Source organism: Pseudomonas sp. ASL4 (assembly GCF_056680395.1).
The window spans coordinates 4,690,179-4,707,595 of the sequence record NZ_CM155280.1; the positions used below are offsets into that span (position 1 = coordinate 4,690,179).

Here is a 17,417-nt window from a genome sequence, read left to right on the forward strand (position 1 = left end):
TGCACAACATATTTTTTGCACGATAAAATGGTCATTCGGCACACCAACCTGCTTTTTCCCATGCCCATCTTGATAAGCAATAACTGTGCGGCTACCAAAACCTTGAAGCTCGATGCCCTCCGTGAACGCCTTGAACCCTTAGCTGTGCCTCGCCATCATACGCACCCATGCGGAGCGTCACTCTGAGTTTCCTTTTGAGAGGCCGAGCACTTTGAGCGTCTGCTTTGGGTCGATCTTGTTGAAAAAGTCGACCCGGCCTGACTGCCCACGCATTGAACGGTGAATGCGCCATTTTTGCACGCTGCTATGTAAAATCTGAGCCCTAAACCTTCTGCTCAAAACACAGATTTCAATCTCCGACGCGTACTTTTCTGCCGTAAAAACCGAAGCCGACTTTTTCAACAGAATCGGCCAAAAGCAATGGGATGGACTCCTCCTCACTTCGGCATCTTGAGTGCCAGACTGAAAGTGCGAACCACAGTCAACGGTGAGAAGGAGTCCACACATGAAGCTTATGCGAATTGGGGTCGACCTGGCCAAGAACGTGTTTCAGATCCACGGCGTGGATTGTCATGAGCTACCCGTCTGGCGGCAGCGCCTACCGCGTGATCGCTGGCTGCAAACGGTGTTGGAAAAGATCGAACCTGGCTGTGAGATCGGGATGGAGAGTTGTGGCGGTGCGCATCACTGGGCTCGGCAGCTACAAGCCCACGGATTTCGGGTAAAGCTGGTCGCGCCGCAGTTCGTCAAACCGTACGCCAAGAGCAACAAGAACGACGCGAACGATGCCGAGGCGATCTGTGAAGCGATGAGCCGTCCCAGCATGCGCTTCGTCGCCATCAAGACCATTGAACGATATCCAGGCGACGCATCGCATCCGGGCCGGCTTAATCGAACAGCGGACGGCCAAAGCCAATCAGATCCGCGGGCTGGTCACCGAGTACGGTCTCGTTGCACCGAAGGAATTGCTGATGCTGCGTCGTGCAATACCATGCTGGCTAGGGGATGCGGATAACGGTTTGACGGCACGCTTTCGTCGTCTGCTGGATGGTTTGTGGGACGACCTTCGTGCGCTGGATGGGCGTGTTTGCCAGCTCGACGGCGAGATCACTGCGATCGCGACAAACGAGCCGTCCGCCGTTCGCCTTCAACAGCTGCGCGGTGTCGGTCCAATGAGCGCCACAGCGCTCGTCGTCGCTCTCGGTGATGCCCGTCAGTTTGCCAATGGCCGACAGTTTGCCGCCTCGCTGGGACTGACACCGAGGCAACACAGTTCTGGTGGTAAGGATCGACTACTCGGTATCAGCAAGCGCGGTGATACGTATCTGCGAACATTGATGGTGCATGGCGCACGCTCGGCGCTACGCACAGCCAAATCCAAAGAGGATCGGTTCAGCCAGTGGGCCGTTCGTTTAGCCGAGCGATCGCATCCCAATGTGGCCGCTATTGCGCTGGCCAACAAAACTGCACGCATGGCTTGGGCGATGCTGCGTCACGGCACTGATTACCAACCGAATCAGGCAGCGGCCTGATCTATTTACCCGACGTGTTCTACGAGAGAAACAACTCTTAACCACGATTGCGAAGCAACCTGAACGATGGCAAACCGGTCGAACCGGCGTCGGCAAAACCCTTGAATGTCCAAGTGCGAAAAGCACGAAAAAGCGATCGGGAGCCGGCGCGCGAATAGCCCATCATGGCCCTGCATCGAAACGATGCCGTATTTAGAGGCCGAATATACGTATGCAGTCGGCACGGGCGCCAGAGCAACGGGGCTTGCAATGAGGGGGAGTCCATATACGGTCCTTCAGACGTATATACGAAATCTAGGCCAGATCACTCACACCGCTGAATCATAGTAAGAAATCATGCCTTCATAAGGTTGAGTGACATTAGGAATAGCCGAACCCATGGATTGCTTTAAAGGACAATATATAATACGTGCATTTCACTAAATGCATTTTTCCGGAGATGGCACACAAATCACCTCCGGCTTACCCATACCTTAATTAATTACTTATTGTTCAATATCGTCAATCAGCCCCACGTCCAGCCCATCTTCTCCAGTAGAACTATAGTGAAAAACAATGTAAGCCTTGTACCGATTAACAAATGTGTCAGGCACGTCGTTGTCTACCAAAATTATCTGACATGGACTTCTTTCTCTTCGGCTTTATTAGCTACGCCAAGCAGATATTCATAAATATTTTTGTATTTCAGCGGATCGGAAATACCTTCGCGAGTATCTTCCTGTACGTTGGTCTGATCTTGATATTTCTCTTTCGTGGTTTTGCCCAGATATTTACCTACTGTGTCAATCATCAGTAGCCTAGTCATTCATACGCGCTTGCTTCTTCATAGGGGAAAATAGTGGTCTGCCCTTCAGGGCGATCGTCCACTTCACCTAAAGCTACCATCGGAGCCATGCAGGAAGGCGGGCGGTGGTGGTTTCCACATAGAGCTCTATAGCGGCTTCTTTCCCATCGGTCGAAAAGGTCGGAGTGCTGCTTACGAGCGGCATCTCAACAAGCTGTTTGGACTCCAGGCTTTCGAGACTTATGGTGTCACCAAGACCCAAAATTTCCCTAGCTATCGCCCGTACCTTCTTACTCTGCCCGAGCTGGACGTCAAATGTTTTTTTATCATGCCGACTACCATCATCATTCCAAGCGACCTGCTTGATTTTAGACGATCTATGTTTGGTTTTCGCAATATGCACATGGCATTTTGCTTTGTTTTTTGGATCTGCTGCGTCTAGACGAGCCGACCAAACGTTATCGATTTCCTTCCAATTCCCCTCAAGCGAGATAGCCAGGCAAATGATCGCCTCTTCAGGCAAGGTCACGTACACATCGGTGATCTCATCAAGCTCATCATCCGATCCAGAATTCAACGCCTCTTTCAAATAATCGCTGATGCTCATGTCTTCCGTTCTCCTCTCTGGCAGGATGAAATGTTCAGTCTACATCAGGGCATTCCAGACACGACTTGCTAGAGTCGTCGGCTTTTTTTTGCGAGAGATATCGAGGGTTTCAGGACGCACTACGCGCCCTTGAAAACCGTCTCCAAGCCTGGACAGCTCCGCTGTCTTTAGCTTGGCCAACAGTCCTAGAAAATCTTTTCCACCACCGAGATACGTGCTCACTTCGCAAGGCGTGGTATCGTGATCACCAAGCGCCTAGGTAGTTATGGAGTGGAGGTTTGCGGGACGGATACCGTGGTTGTTCCGATCTTCAATGTAGATCGACTTGGCTCCTTCCGTCGGAGCCTTCAGCATCTGCCGGCATTCAAGCGACTCAGTACCTGAATATCAGCGGTGGACAACGTCTGCGGGATGATTAATGGGGTGTTGATCCTGAACAGGCACAGCCTGGCGTCGCTGCCAGAACGGCTGGTCTTGCCAGCGGCGCTCCTCGTGGTACCAGGTTTGTAAATGGGCCGTGTAGGCGGCTTCGATTCGCTGCAACTCACCCAGGTAACCCTGCACCGCCCCAGCCTCCCCGCTCAACCGGCAATGCGCCGCCTGTGCCCCCGCAAGCCCTGTGTAAAGCGCATTGAATACGCCCTGGGCCGACAACGGGTCGAATGACAGTGCCGCGTCGCCCACCGCCAGCCAATCGGTACCCGCGGTCTGGTCAAGGGTCGCGCCATGGGCCGCGCAAAAGCCGTACTGTCCGCTGGCGGAAAAGCTCTCTGCCGCCAGCGCATCGCGCAACGCGGGCACGGTCTGCACGCGCTTGAGCAGCCCATCGACGCTGTGGGCAGAGGCCGCCGCGGGCAGATCGGCGTCGGTGTAGAAAGACAGCAAGCGCCTGCCGTTGGGCAGTGGAGAGCTGTACCACCAACCCCCAGCTTCGGCATGCAACTCGCTGATGCCACCACCGACGCAGTCCTGCCCGAACAACCAGCCACAGATCAGTTTGTCCTTGGCAATACGCTTATGGCCCAACTGCCTGGCGAAGGCGCTGCCGCGGCCACTGGCGTCGACAACGAAGCGGGTGTCCACGCTCAGCCGCTGACCTGATCGTTCCATCTCCAGCCGCCAGGGCACAGAGCCCAGGCGGCTTTCAACGGATAGCAGCCGGGTGTGCTGCAACAGCGCAGCCCCCCGTTGCCGGGCGACGCGCAACAGCCAGGCATCAAACAGCGCGCGGTTCAGGTGCCAGCCGTGACCGTCCAGATTGCGCATGGCGTGCTGCTCCCAGGGTTCGTAGCTGCCCCAGGCACCGCGGCTGGCATAGCAGGGGGCATGGTTCTGCTGCAAAAAGGCGCTGAGTAAACCCATGTCCCGAAACAGCCGGCCCGCGGCAGCGGGCAGCGACTCGCCGATACCCAGCCCCGTTCCCGCGCCTTTATCCACCATCAACACGTGATGAAACGGCGCCAGGTTCAGCGCCAGGGAGCACCCGGCAGGGCCGCTGCCGAGCACCACCACATCGGCCTTCAGGCCAGCAGGTGCCGACATCAGCTCGGCAGACCCTGGGGAAAGCGCCGGGTCTTTTCAATGGTCATCACGTCCAGTGATTCCGCCCGCGGGCCTGTCAGCGCGCCCACCTGCAAGCGTGGCTCATCGTGCATCGCTCCGTGGTGCCGGACACGGGGGTCGGCCTGGTCCTTGATCAGCACATGCTGGTCTTCCACTTCGATATGGGCGGGAAAGTTTTCGTCGTCGCCAGGGCCAGGCTGGACCTCGACGACCCCCAGATGATCAAAGTGGCGGATCATGTTGCTGATCTGGTCCGGGTAGCTGGTGTTGCCCAGCGGCTCGATCCACGAGGCTCGGTTGGCGAAGGCCGCCAAGCGTTCACCGAGCGGATTTTCTCGGTCCATGACGATCTCGTAGTTGTCCCGGGTCAGCACCTGGTTGGGCACGCGTGCTGGCCAGAACGAAGGCACATACGGATCATAGTTCTTGTCATAGCCGGAAAGACAGCTGGCGGAGTCGGCCTGCCAGGGCACGGCCATCCAGCGCGTCAGGCCGCCGGCCTGCTGGCCATACAGGGGGCCGTGGTTCAGCCTGATCGCATCGTATGTGATGGTCTCGCCCATGCTCGGGGCGATCCAGCCGTCCAGCGCGTGGGCAAAACGGAACGGGGCCGAATACATTGTGTGGGTCCGCACCGGCCAGGTCATTTCGCAGCCGGGGTGGAAGGCGTCGGCCAGGCAGAACTCTAGGGCCGCCTGGGTCAAGGTATCGCCCCGTTCGGCAAGCGACACGTCGTCCAGAGTGCTTGGCCACTCCCGATTGGGGTCATAATCCTCGACAAAGTTACCGGCCGCCCATTCGGCCAGGAAGGTCAGCTGGGTCGTACTCAGCGAGCTGTTCTGCCGTGGCGTGTGGGCCCCGGGCGTAGCCATGGCGTCACCGTACAACCAGGGCCAGGGCTTGGGCGACCAACCGTCCACCGCGTTGTTACGGAACTGATTGGCAATGGTACGCCGCAGGTCGGCATGGGCGACGCCGGCGTCAGACAAACGTGCAAGCGCTTGCGGGCTGGTCAGATCGTTGGCGCCTTTCCAGCCAAAGCCGGCGGCAAAGCCAGCGTTGACCCACTGCAGGCCCGCCAGCCTTTCAAAGATAGGCAGTATGTCGAAGGTAAAACTCGGGCGTACCGGCATCGGCAGCATACCGGCCTTGATCGCAACGTCGCGCATCAAGTCCCACATGGTGCGCACGGATTTCCTTTGCGGTCCGAAGTTGGGTGGCCCGACGATGATCCAGGCAGGATCAACCCTCAGCGCCTGCCCCTCGTAGACCACCTCGGCCTTCACCGGCCCGTCAGACACGTCGTCATGCCAGCCTTCGTTGTTGGCAAAGGTAATGGCGCGGCTGTGGTCCCAGGAGGTAGAAACTCCATGGCCACCCAACACGATCAGGCGGCCGTTTTCATCGGTAAAGGTTTCGCCCAGGCAGACGTTCTTGCCCATGAACTGGCCGTCATCAAACTTTTCCGGCGCGGCGTTCTTGCCTGAAACGGTGCGCTCGCGGGGCGTGATCGCCAACTGAGTGCGGTCGGCGATAGCGGCGTTGCGCAAGCTGGTGGGCGGAGCCGACGCCGCCTCCGGGATATCCAGTGCCAACTGAAAGCCGTACCAGGCCGCCTTGGTGTTGGCGAGTTGTACCTGCCAGCGGATGTCGGCATTGTCAGGGGTGAGTTCGCGCACGATCTGCCCTTTGGCATTGACGCCGTAAAGGCGAAACCGCGCGGCCTGGCGCTTGAGATGCTTCTTGGAGTCACGGTAGAAACCGGCGGGTTTTGGCGCAGGATTGGGCACCTCGGGGCCGACAAACCATTCCGACTTACTGGAGCCGATGCGCGCCACGCCAATCGACGGGTAGATGACCGCCTTGACGATGCAATCATCCGAGGGGCCTGCATCTCGCAATGCGGTGGTTGACGGCTTGGCACCTGAATACGGGCACGATCCTGCCGGGCGGGCTTCGGGCGGGTCCTGCAAGCCCTGGCCGTTGGCTTCGTGTCGCAGCCGCGCGCCCGCGGCATAAGCCACTTTACGGGCTTCGGCAATAGAGCCCACAGGGGCCTGCGCCGGCGGCACGCGCCAGATATTGAAGGCCAGCCCTTGGCCATATTCGGCCTGGCCGCGGGTGGCGATATCCTGCTGCGACAGGGTCAGCGTGGCTACGTGCACGAAGGGACTTTCGCTCTCCGGCCACTCCACGGTCGCCTGGTCCAGCGGCATGCTGGCATCGTTGGTACGCAACTGCACCATGAAGCGGAAGCGGTACTCGCGTTGCCTGAGACGGCGGCTCAGGTCGGTGGCCAGGTAGTCGGTATCATCGCTGGCTACGTTCTGCGGCGCCGTCTCAGGGTCAAGACGGTATTTCACGTAATGCTGCTCACCGGAGTGGAATGGCAGGATGGCCCAATACTGGGTGGTCAACACGCTGCCCTCGACCTTCTGGCCCATCTGGTTGAGGATGTCTTTGGTCTTGGGGTGTTTTTCCAGATAGCCGGGGTAATCTTTGGCAACCACCCCGGCGTAGGTGAACTCCACCATTTCCTTGGCGTTGTCGACGAAGAAGAACGGGAAATTCTGCAGGATGAAATCGGCGGTATTGCCATCATCTCCCAGCGCCTTGGGCCCAGGCACACCGTAAAGCTTGATGCCAATGCCGACGGTGCTGCCCAGGTCGGGCGAGGTCGGCGTGGTATCGCTGGAAAAACGCACCCACGCGCTGAGGTTTTCATAGGCGAAAACCCCCACTTTCAACGCCGCCGGAATATCCTTTTCCATCACCAGCCGGCCGCTGGCCACGCCATGCAACTTGCGGAAAACTGCCCGTTCGGCGGGACATTGGCCCAGCTTGATGCGGTTCTCCTGACCGATGCCCACGAACATCTCGGTGAGTCGTTCAGGGGCCTGGTCGGGACGGTCAAAACAGGGTGGAACCGGTTCGGTTTCATTGCTCATGTTCATGCTTCCTGTTGGTTAATCACCGGCGAGGGACTGGAGGGATGGGTCTTCGACACTGAAATCTTTATCGTGCCTCCCACACTATCAGCGTGAAGGCAACTTGCCATGAAATATGCGTAAGGATTGATAAACTTCATTAAGTGGACATAATTTTTAACCAAAATAAGTGGATCGCCATGCTCCAACGAACCTCTTATCCGAAGCCTTTCAAGCTCCAAATCGTCCAGGGATGCCGACAACCGGGTGCCCGTTTAGGGAAACGAACAAGTCCTCGAACGTTCTGAAATACGTTCTCACCACCTGATCCGAGCTGCCCATGAGCCAGATGAGTTTTTTCGACTTTGAATACGCCGGCAAGCGCAAGCAAACCCGCCGCTAACGATTCCTCGCCGAGAGGGATCAGGTCGTGCCCTGGAGCGGCTTGCTGGGCTTGATCGAGCCGTATTACCCCAAGGCTGGCGGTGGCCGCAAACCCTACCCATTGGAAACCATGCTGCGCATTCACCTGTTGCAGAATTGCTTCTCGCTGAGCGACCCGGCCATGGAATATCGATGCCGTGTCGATTGAGCACCATCTCGATGCTGCGCAGCGGCAGGGCATCGACGTATTTGGTGGTCAACAACATGGCTAACACACTAGGGCTGGCCATGCGTTTTTCGATCAATTGTGATGGCTTGTCAGCGGTAACCGGAGCCGTCCCGAAGCCATGACAATCGTAGACTTTGCGGATATGTTTGAGCACCTGAATTTACATCTGCACGATGTCCAACTGCTCGCTAGTGTCCTGAGCGGTTAATTCAAAAATCTATTTCTAATCTCACCCAGCTTTGCTTTATGCACCGAACTGATGATGGACTCAGCCTTTTTGTTCCACTTGAATGGTCTTGCTGCGCTCTCATTGTGGGCCTCGATGAATTGACGAATGCCCGTTTTCAGCTCCGCGACGCTGGTAAAACAGCCCGGTACATTGCTTGCCTTTCCAGTTGTGCAAACCGGCCATCCACGGCGTGGCCGATTTGAAAGCGGCTATCCGTCAATTTATCGAAGGTCATAATGAGCACACGGTCGAGCCATTTAAATGGAGCAAAACAGCTGAGTCCATCATCAGTTCGGCACATAAGGCAAAGCTGAGCACGACAATAAATAAATCAACGTATTAGCCACTCAGGCCACTAGAAAGACATTTACCATCCTCCAACTATTTGTTTTTTTATAACCTTTCAAAAACAATCGATAAACATGGCCTTGCAGACAAATTTACCGTCGCGCCGCAGACAAAATTGCTTTCCACTACGACTTTGATTGACGGGGTCACGCTATTTACTTCAGACCAACAACTCTGCATAAAATACTTGCGATAACGGGGCAGAAGCTCTGCTCTTGGCTGGCCGTTTACCGCCCCTAAACATTGACTCAATGAAAACAGATAAAAAACGAGGAAGTCAAACTTTCTAATATCCAATCTAGCTCAGTCAACCAGCTACCCCCACTACCCACTCTGTTGTAGTTAATGAGTAGCGGACCGTGTACGGAGGGATGGGATGCCGTGGTTTCGTACTGAATAAGTTCGATTAACGAAATATTGAAGACCAGATACGATAGTAAGGCAGCCGTCAACGAAGTGAAAGTGACGGTGGTAGAGCAAGACATCGTGACAGGCCAAAATGTAAGCGTCACATACGACGTGTTACTTGGAACGCCAGCACTAACTTTCATAGCTGGTTCGAGTGGCAATGTTCAACTGCTGATGCCGGTAATTTCTGGCAATTACTCGGTTACCCCGCAGGGTGGGGCACCTGGCGCCCAGACAGACTTCCCCTCCAACGTCTATAGCATTCAGCTCACACTCCCTTTGGCCGCGGTCAGCGGCGACGGACAGCAGACCGCCCACGCTGGAGCCATCCTGAACTTCGACAACAGCTCTATCGTCTCTGGAATGCCTGAGGTTGCTCACTTGGGCCTGCATTTCAAGACCACCGAAAATACCGATTGGGCTATATTGCCGACGCCAAGCGCTGGCAACGCAAATCCTCTCGGCCCCTACTTTTTTTCAGTGCTGACTAATTATTTCCAAAATTCGGTCGACGAATTGGCTTACACACTTACGAGCATTAATACGGCTAATGTTCCTGGCACCGACCGCACTGCACAGGTGCTGATCCCACTATCATTTGTTTTCGCCACCGCAGGTGCCGGCGATAGCGGTGTGTTAAGCGTTTATCTGCAGGCTTGGAATACAGGAAATCCGCCGGGCAGTCTTGTACCTACCTTTATGCCTGGGAACAAAGAAACAGTGCCAGTTCCAGAAAATTACACCGCGAGCATGATCGTCTCTAAGTCAACGCTCCAATCGCTTTATCTAACAAGGATTCTTCAAGCGAGCAATTTCTCCAACTTGACCTTGGCTGATCCATCAGGGCCTGGGGTGACGATCTCGGGCCATCGAATCTTTAGTGTCAATTACAGCGCTCCGAAACCAGTGACGCTCAGAGAATTCACTCTCGATTTCTCGCAAAACCCTTTTTCCTTTAGTTTTAATGAAAGCACACTTACTATCACGCAAACCACGACAGCCACCTCGGCCTGGACGATGTCAGGGGCCGGCGGAAACGAACACGTCTATACCGAAGGTGCTGCCGCGCATATACAGGTAGTGGTCAACAAAATTTTTTCCTTTGGCCGCAATTACCACGATGTCAAACGTCAGCACGATTATGAATCTCGCACTCCAGCCTGCCGACGTTCAGGTCACTGTCGTGCTTGATAAAGATGAGGGCGGGCATAATTTGCAACCATACGACTTTGTTCCATACTTTCAAACGAAAATCGCCGGTCAGATCGGCTCATTGCTACCCGCTTTGGTGTTGGATTTCACCGGACTGAACGTGTTTTTTCTCAGTAACTGCATGTTGCCAGCAAAGCTGGGCTTATAACTTGACGGCACCCAAAAATTAAATTTACCGGCTGATGTTCTCGTGCTAGCAACCAGTGTTAAATCCGCCTTACCGTAATAGCCGAGAACTTTATGACTCAACCCATCACTACAACAACAGCGACTTGAGGATCATCGTCGAGAAGACGATTGAGTTCATACTTTTGGCTGATGTCGTTGGGCGCTTCAGACGTGCGATAAATACCTAGGGCAAGCTACACAAGGTTGCCAAAGTGACGAAAGAAGACTGCAGTTTCATTGATGACCTGATGACCTGATGACACGATATTCGGTATTCGAACATGCTCAATATGAAGAAATGCCTAGCAGCGCTCTTGAACTTGATGAGTTTGAAGCCGATGTTACAGCCCTGCATAAGTGGATCGGCGAGTTCATGTCACGTGCATCTTGAACTAATGCACTAATGAAAATCAGAACCAGGCCCAACCGGTCTGGTTCTTACTTATTTCTTCGGTGATGCGCCTGAGAACCGTAAGCAAACACCCTGGCGGGCCTTTTGTTGTAAGCCCTCCCCGCGGCTACGCTTTCGAGTCCTCCTATGCCCACTGAATACTCGCGGCCTGATGTCCTTGAGCGCCTCTACCAAAACCAGCTCGCCTTAGAGGCAGCCCTGATGGAGCTGACCTTGAGGGTCGAGCGCCAAGGTGCGACGGATATTGGTGGCAATGTCCGCAGCGCGCTTCATACGATCGGTGAAAACGCCGGACACATCGAACAGTGCCTGGCCAAGCTGAGAGCCCAAGGCCCACACTGATCAACGCAGCTCCGACGTCCCGCCTGCGACAGCCTTTTTTGGACTTTGTGCGCATGCAGTCCGGGGCCAGTACACGCTGTTCGGCGCAAAGGATGACCCCATACGACACAGTTCGTCAGATACAGCTCTCAAACTATGTGTTCGCGGGTAAAATGGCATAATATGCCAATGTTCGAAAGAACCTGTTTGCCAAAAGCTGGAGCTCATTATGGCGACGCAAAACGTTGTGCTCACCCCTCACCAGGAACAGGTTATCCAGGACCTGGTGCAGTCCGGCCGTTATCAGAATGCCAGCGAAGTGATGCGAGAAGGTTTGCGCCTATTGGAGCAGCGCGTCGCCGAAGACATCGCCAAAATTGAGGCCCTGCGTCAGGCGACCTCGATCGGCATCATGGATCTTGAACACGGGCGCTTTACTCAGGTGAACGAAGGGGATCTGGAGCACTACCTCGAGGGCTTGAGCCTGGAGGCCACCCTCCCCGCGCGCGAGAAACACTGAGCATGCCGCAGTATCGGATTTCCAACGCGGCGCGCGCTGACATTGTCGACATCCTCAGGCTCTCCCAGACGCGGTTCGGCGATCAAGCACGCCAGCGGTATCAGGCGCTGATCCTCGCGGCGCTGCAAGCGATTGCCGACACGCCTTATCGCATTGGCAGCCACGAACGCGATGAGCTGGCACCGGGCCTTCGCAGCTATCACCTCATCTATTCACGCCAGCAGGCCAAACACCCCCATGGGGCGGTCAAAAGCCCACGCCATATCGTGTTCTATCGTATGGCAAACGACGACCTGATTGAGATTGTCCGACTCCTTTATGACGCCATGGAAGTGCAGTTGCATGTGCCTGATGACTGATCAGCGATCCAGAACACAGACATGACTGGCCAGGAACAACGAAGGTGAGACGCTCCCTCTAGATCTCAACCTCAACCCCCACGCTACCAGCCGACTCGACGGCCAATTGAAGCACAAGGGTCTAGGCCCGAGTGCACTATCGAGATCCACGACCACAAACACGATGCTCAACTTTGCCCCGCACTTTTAACGCCGATTGCGTATCTAGACGCCTGGCATTACGCCCCAACTTCCGATGGACACGCGGATCAATCCTCCTTACAACCAGCGCCATTGCAACATCGCGCAGAGCATGAGTATCTGGCGATGCCAATTTCAGGACAGGTGCTGAAAGACAGCCTGGACAATTCCGATTAAGGATATCGACTCATCGAACCACCAAGGATTTGCCGGATTCGGGTTGGTCATCCAGTATACGGAGGCGCACTGAATACCAGCCACGGCCACCCAGGTCCGCGTCAGAAATCGCCATTCGCGATCGCTCGCGCACCCGGTGCGAATGGGGGCAAAATTGGGGGCACAATTAGTTTTTTTTGGGCTGTAAACACCGTCCTAGAGCCAAGTCAAAATGTTCTTTGGCGACCCTGAGAGTCTTTAGGTGTCGTCGGATAGGCTCTTTACCTGATCATTTCTGCCTTTCCACAAACCATGGAGCTCCATTCACTTCCAGTGAATTGCTACATTGGGGGCACATCTGAGGGCATGCTTTGGATGGTTTGAAAAGGATGCCCCCAGCCTAACGCTCAACAATCCCCTTCTTGAAAAATCACTCGCTGCTCGCCGCCGAACGATTTGCAATTGACATAGAGGGATTCAATCCAACTTTTCGATATTGGCGCGCAACATACCGAATTCAGGCGTGATCTGTCGCGCCCCAAACATGCGCGCTGGGTTGGTGCCCGCCCCCATTGATCATACCGATGCCAGCCTGGCGTGTGCTCCAATCGAGTTGTGCGGTCGCCTGCTGACTCTAAAATCCACGTCAAGCTGATTTATGGGACTGCCTCCAAGCCTCCCTTCAGCCAGCGCCTACGCTGAGGCAGAGATCAGAGACGAGCCATTCATAACAGCATTACGAAGATTGAGCTCAGAGTATTTCTCCCACTTCCAAGTAGACTGTCTCATCATAAGACTTCCCGAATCTAAGGCTAACCCACTGAGCAAATCTCCCGCCAGAGTTGTCAGCACAATAAAACTCATCTTGCACCTTCACAATCACCATACCAGGATAAATAGCAAGTTCACCATTTGTTCGCAAAACCACCCTTGCCGCCAACATTTTTCCTATAAATAAGCTAGCATCTATGATCTTGTGTCGAGTTCTAAAGGAATTCATAATCTGCCCCGCCACCAACAGGCTTCCACGAGCAGAAACCAGCTCAAGCAATTCCTTCTCCTCTAGAGTCAATCTGTAAGGCTCCCATTGTTCAACACCACCGCTCTCGTATATTTCATCGGCAGGAACTATATTGTGAGTGACGCGTAGAACTCTGTCCTTGAGAGATAAAGGCAAGCTTGAGACCAGAGGATTGTTTAGCTCCAAATTGACATCGTCGCCACGGTCAATTGTCACACCCAATACTCTTTCAATACGGTCAATCAAGAATTCTAGCAGCAGGAGGGCTGGATTCGCGCCGCTTGAACACAGCCACAACCAACCCGCCTCATCATGCCAAGCTCCACTGTAAGGCAAACCAGCTGTCTTAACTATTGATGAGTTCTCGCTAATCACCAAGCTCGGCATGTCCAGAACACCATAACCTGCCAAATTTTCCTTAGCTTCATAAAAAGATCCTATGGCCTCTCTAAAACCTGACTGCGTCTTAAACCCGTAATACCCAATGGCGATACGCAGAGGCGCCAAATGCTCATCGACCAGCCACTGATATACCATCCGCCTATTCAAACCAAGCACCTTCTTATCATCATATTTAGGCGGCCTTTCTCCAAACACTTTCATATACTCCAAGGCAGGACGAAGAGTGCTAAATTTCAGACTTCCTTCCTCTTCTTGACGCTTTAAATCCAGCTTGGATACGCGTAGCACATCTGCAAGTTGCCCATACGCATCCTCAAATTGACGAGCGTAGATAGTCTTTTTGATCTCAATCACGGCCAGCACTTGCCGAGCAGGGTAAACGTACTTATCCAGATAATTGATTTTCTGACCTTGACCCAGAACAATCATGCAGTCTAGCTGCCCTGACAGCTCCTCGCCGGCTCTCATGAATCCAGAAACAACTTTCAACCCCAGACCGGACAAGTTCAGCCTTTCAAGCAGTGATTTCGTCAGCCCCTCGTACATATCGCCAATCGTAGGACCATGCTTAACCTCATGCTGATTGAGAATCTCTTTCTCTCGATCCATGATCGCTTTTAAAGCATCCGCTATTATTTTCAGGCTCATCTACCCGCCTATTTCGTAGTTTTAGAATAACTGGGAATTTAAGATTGCATACTGCGTCTGCCGCCGCTCGGGCAGTGTGCCTTCGGTGTAGCGAAGATCTCAGACAGGACGGAAATACGGGCGTATGGCTCCTGCTCTTTGATGAAGCCATTCTTGTTTGATGGCCGAGTGCATTGACCGTCCCCTGAAAGCTGTTCAGCGCGCCATGGTGCGATCATGAGGTGCAGAATCCCCCTTCTCCTGATCAATCTGTCGAAGCATGCGGCACAATGTCCGTCGCATGAACCCATCCTCCGTATCCCACGCCGTGGGGGTATCATCCGGATTGTAGAGCAACATACCCACGCCCCCGGAGCCAACTTAAGTGGAAATGATGCGGTTCAACGATTTTTACCTCCGCCTTTACAGAACTGACCACGAACACGATGGCCCAGCCTTGCTACAAGAGTTCTATGCATTCTGGCGCGAAGTTGAGGCATCTGGGGTGGACACCGATACCCTGGCCGAGGAGTCAAAGGACTGCCTGCGCCACATCGCAGCTACTGATCTGTTCGTCTTGGCAGCCTGCGAATGGATCGGTGACAAGGGCCATTATAAGCTCAGCAAGGCCTTAACCCACGAGGTCAGCGTCCATTACCTGCAACATCCAAAATTGGTCAGGTTTGCGCTAGTCGGCGCGACAGAGCAATGCGCTACCACTGTCGCACGCAGGCTGTGTGCGTTGGATGTCCCCGTCGCCGTCGCACTCGGTTGGCTATTGAGCGTGAACGAAGACCTGCCCCGTAGCCCCCTGATTTCGAGCACCACGTCCCGGGTCATCGACTTCCTGGCGGTGGAGCACCCGTCCACCTGCAAACGTCTTCTGAAAGCAGAATCATCACCGTTTACTGACTCGCCACTCGCCCAGAATCTGGCAGAGAGGCTTGCTGCTGAACTCCATGAGCTGGAAGCACTGCCCCACCTTGTCGAGCTCCAGATGTCTTCGGAAATGCGCCGGAGCTTGCGCTACCTTCGCCGTAATGAAAGTCGCGCGGTGACAGAGCAGGCTCACGGCCAGTCCCTGTTCGAGATGTTCATGACGGCAGAGCACTTCAAGTACTCCAATCAAGTGGCTGTGGAGTACCACAATGATCAAGAAACGGTGGAGGCGATGATTCCCATGTTCACTCACGAAATGAGTGCGGAATTGCCTCAGACTTGGACTGCCGATCCGCTGCTTTACGGACACATCGTGATTAATCTTTGGGAGAACGATAGCCAATGAGTATTCAGCTGGTTCTCTCGCATTACCTCTCGGGGCTTCGCGAACGCGATGAACTGGATGCCCTCCTCCCAGATCTTCTCCAAGCCATGGGCCACTCGGTGCTGAGCCGTGCCCAGGTCGGCGTGAATCAGGGTGGCGTCGACGTGATGTCGACCAAGGAGGATACCCAGGGGGAGACGGAAGTCTTTTTGTTCGTCATCAAATTCGGGGATGTAAGCCGGAGCGACTTCTACAGCACCCAGCAAGCAATCTTGCCTTCCATCCGCCAGGCGTCGACCGAGTACGTCCGTAATCGGTTGCCAGAGCCTTTGCGTGGCCTGAAAAAGCGGATTGTCCTGGTCTCCAACGGCGTCCTGAAGCAAGACGCGCAGTCGGATTATTCCGGGTTGTCGAAAGAGGTGTCTGAGTTCTCACCCCTATGCTCGCTGGATTTCTGGGGGATGGATCAGTTGAGTCCGCTCATTGAGCAGCATCTCTTTGACGATGCGCTGCTGCTCGGAAAGGGCAAGTCCGATCTGAGAGCAGCACTGGCTGGCCTTGAGGACACGCACGTCTCGTTCTCCAGATTTGTTCGGTTTGTCGATGACTGCATGACCACACTTGAGGATGACCAAGAGGTATCCGAAAAAACGCGCAAGAATCGTTTCCAGAAGCGAGCTGCTGCTGCAGCGATGGGATGGGCCGTACTGCTCGTTTGGGGTGAAAGCGAAGGCAATGAGAAGCCAGGTGTTCTCGCGGGCGAGTACCTTTTGCTCCGCCTGTGGGGCGAATCGATCACGCAAGGCCTTCAGCACGACACCCAATTCTTAAAGCGTTTTGAAACGCTTGCCCAGCTCCATTCCGATGCCCTGCTGCGGTACTACGAGCGCGTGATGCCGTCACTTCTCAATCGTCGGAATGTCCTGCGGTACCGCCCGGATCAGGTGCTCTACATCGACTTGATCTGCGAAGAGCTCGGCCGGCTGGGCACAACGTTGTTGTTACTGCGAGCATTGAAGGCCGATCCAGCAACCATCGTGGCCATGCACGGGAACCTGGTGTCCTTCATCAATGCGCACAACGGCTGCTTGTTGCCGGTCTATGACGGACAGGCCATTGATCTCTCGCTAGCCATGGCCTCGATCGCGGCCGTGGGTGACACCGCCAGCACCCGACTGATGCTGCGCGAGTGCATAGATCGTTTTGAAGCGGCTCTTCAGCAGAAAAAGATCATGCCCGTAGACACCGATGACCTAGAAGACGCCATGGCTTTACGCTATGGAAAAGAACGCCAGAGGGAACGATTCTTTCAAACCACGACGTTAGTGCCACTGCTGGGAACCATGGCCGCCCTGCTGGGGGATCAGGAGAGTCTCGATCAGCTGTCTGCTGAGATTGTGCCGAACCTGCAAGGCGTGACCAAGGAGAGGTGGTTCCCTCAAAAAGCGCTGCAGACGCTGACGAGCTCCGGGGACTACGTGAATACCGTGGGTGTGTCACGTGGGCTGGCCGGTTTCCGGCAGACGACGGCAGAAGAAGTTGAAGCCTCCGTGAAGGTACCGAGTCAGGCTGCGTCCCCTGAGGATTTCGACTGGCACAACACGCCGTGGGAAGTACTGATGGCTATTTCGGCCAGGCTGCACCGTCATCCCATGCCTACGTGGTACCTCGCGAAGCTCGCCCGGGTACATCAGGCCCCCAAACAGTTGCCCGTCTGATCGCCCTCCGCCCCTCATCATGGAAGACGAGGGCTCCCCGACCACT

General features: G+C 54.8%; 12 protein-coding genes and 5 pseudogenes. 10 read left to right on the forward strand and 7 right to left on the reverse strand.

Features of this window, described 5'->3' with window-relative positions; genetic code table 11:
- The first annotated feature begins 505 nt into the window (after positions 1 to 505).
- Positions 506 to 1,532 (forward strand): annotated as a pseudogene (locus tag AC1MEW_RS21100) (IS110 family RNA-guided transposase).
- Positions 1,533 to 2,142: 610 nt separating this feature from the next.
- Here AC1MEW_RS21100 and AC1MEW_RS21105 read toward each other — a convergent pair.
- The 4 genes from AC1MEW_RS21105 to AC1MEW_RS21120 form a co-directional block, all read right to left on the reverse strand.
- Positions 2,143 to 2,337, reverse strand: coding sequence for a hypothetical protein (locus AC1MEW_RS21105; RefSeq protein ID WP_480423519.1), 195 nt, complete (start codon positions 2,335 to 2,337; stop codon positions 2,143 to 2,145).
- Between the two features lie 73 nt (positions 2,338 to 2,410).
- Positions 2,411 to 2,923, reverse strand: a complete 513-nt coding sequence (locus AC1MEW_RS21110; protein WP_480423520.1) for a DUF6367 family protein — start codon at positions 2,921 to 2,923, stop codon at positions 2,411 to 2,413.
- A gap of 387 nt (positions 2,924 to 3,310) precedes the next feature.
- The gene (locus AC1MEW_RS21115) at positions 3,311 to 4,465 is read right to left on the reverse strand and encodes an NAD(P)/FAD-dependent oxidoreductase (RefSeq protein WP_480423521.1); all 1,155 of its coding nucleotides are present in this window, start codon (positions 4,463 to 4,465) and stop codon (positions 3,311 to 3,313) included.
- On the reverse strand, positions 4,465 to 7,434 hold the full coding sequence (locus AC1MEW_RS21120) for a LodA/GoxA family CTQ-dependent oxidase (protein ID WP_480423522.1): 2,970 nt from the start codon (positions 7,432 to 7,434) through the stop codon (positions 4,465 to 4,467). The genes AC1MEW_RS21115 and AC1MEW_RS21120 overlap by 1 nt, the downstream gene beginning before the upstream one ends.
- Before the next feature lie 319 nt (positions 7,435 to 7,753).
- On the opposite strand from AC1MEW_RS21120, the pseudogene AC1MEW_RS21125 reads away from it, so the two are divergent.
- A pseudogene (locus AC1MEW_RS21125) lies at positions 7,754 to 7,984 on the forward strand (transposase); the annotation flags it as partial.
- On the opposite strand, the pseudogene AC1MEW_RS21130 reads toward AC1MEW_RS21125, so the two are convergent.
- Together AC1MEW_RS21130 and AC1MEW_RS21135 are read right to left on the reverse strand one after the other, a co-directional pair.
- Positions 7,980 to 8,222: pseudogene (locus AC1MEW_RS21130) on the reverse strand (IS66 family transposase); the annotation flags it as partial. The pseudogenes AC1MEW_RS21125 and AC1MEW_RS21130 overlap by 5 nt on opposite strands.
- Positions 8,223 to 8,230: 8 nt before the next feature.
- A pseudogene (locus AC1MEW_RS21135) lies at positions 8,231 to 8,448 on the reverse strand (IS630 family transposase); the annotation flags it as partial.
- Here AC1MEW_RS21135 and AC1MEW_RS21140 point away from each other — a divergent pair.
- From AC1MEW_RS21140 to AC1MEW_RS21165, 6 genes and pseudogenes are all read left to right on the forward strand, one after another.
- Positions 8,440 to 8,598, forward strand: a pseudogene (locus tag AC1MEW_RS21140) (IS630 family transposase); the annotation flags it as partial. The pseudogenes AC1MEW_RS21135 and AC1MEW_RS21140 overlap by 9 nt on opposite strands.
- A 467-nt stretch (positions 8,599 to 9,065) precedes the next feature.
- On the forward strand, positions 9,066 to 10,202 hold the full coding sequence (locus AC1MEW_RS21145; RefSeq protein WP_480423523.1) for a hypothetical protein: 1,137 nt from the start codon (positions 9,066 to 9,068) through the stop codon (positions 10,200 to 10,202).
- The gene (locus AC1MEW_RS21150; protein WP_480423524.1) at positions 10,195 to 10,371 is read left to right on the forward strand and encodes a hypothetical protein; all 177 of its coding nucleotides are present in this window, start codon (positions 10,195 to 10,197) and stop codon (positions 10,369 to 10,371) included. The genes AC1MEW_RS21145 and AC1MEW_RS21150 overlap by 8 nt, the downstream gene beginning before the upstream one ends.
- A 558-nt stretch (positions 10,372 to 10,929) precedes the next feature.
- A complete protein-coding gene (locus AC1MEW_RS21155) occupies positions 10,930 to 11,145 on the forward strand; it encodes a hypothetical protein (RefSeq protein WP_480423525.1) in 216 nt (71 codons plus the stop codon).
- A 208-nt stretch (positions 11,146 to 11,353) separates the two neighbouring features.
- On the forward strand, positions 11,354 to 11,644 hold the full coding sequence (locus tag AC1MEW_RS21160) for a type II toxin-antitoxin system ParD family antitoxin (protein WP_480423526.1): 291 nt from the start codon (positions 11,354 to 11,356) through the stop codon (positions 11,642 to 11,644).
- Between the two features lie 2 nt (positions 11,645 to 11,646).
- Positions 11,647 to 12,003: a type II toxin-antitoxin system RelE/ParE family toxin gene (locus AC1MEW_RS21165; RefSeq protein ID WP_480423528.1), complete on the forward strand. Its 357-nt coding sequence runs from the start codon at positions 11,647 to 11,649 to the stop codon at positions 12,001 to 12,003.
- Positions 12,004 to 13,090: 1,087 nt separating this feature from the next.
- On the opposite strand, the gene AC1MEW_RS21170 is transcribed toward AC1MEW_RS21165, so the two are convergent.
- Positions 13,091 to 14,410 (reverse strand): DUF6602 domain-containing protein, encoded by a 1,320-nt coding sequence (locus AC1MEW_RS21170; RefSeq protein WP_480423529.1) that lies wholly within the window; start codon positions 14,408 to 14,410, stop codon positions 13,091 to 13,093.
- A 370-nt stretch (positions 14,411 to 14,780) separates the two neighbouring features.
- On the opposite strand from AC1MEW_RS21170, the gene AC1MEW_RS21175 reads away from it, so the two are divergent.
- Positions 14,781 to 15,674 carry a hypothetical protein gene (locus tag AC1MEW_RS21175; protein WP_480427303.1) on the forward strand — a complete coding sequence of 298 codons (894 nt, stop codon included), beginning with the start codon at positions 14,781 to 14,783 and terminating at the stop codon, positions 15,672 to 15,674.
- Positions 15,671 to 17,371 (forward strand): hypothetical protein, encoded by a 1,701-nt coding sequence (locus AC1MEW_RS21180; protein ID WP_480423531.1) that lies wholly within the window; start codon positions 15,671 to 15,673, stop codon positions 17,369 to 17,371. Before AC1MEW_RS21175 ends, AC1MEW_RS21180 begins: the two co-directional genes overlap by 4 nt.
- Positions 17,372 to 17,417 lie beyond the last annotated feature (46 nt).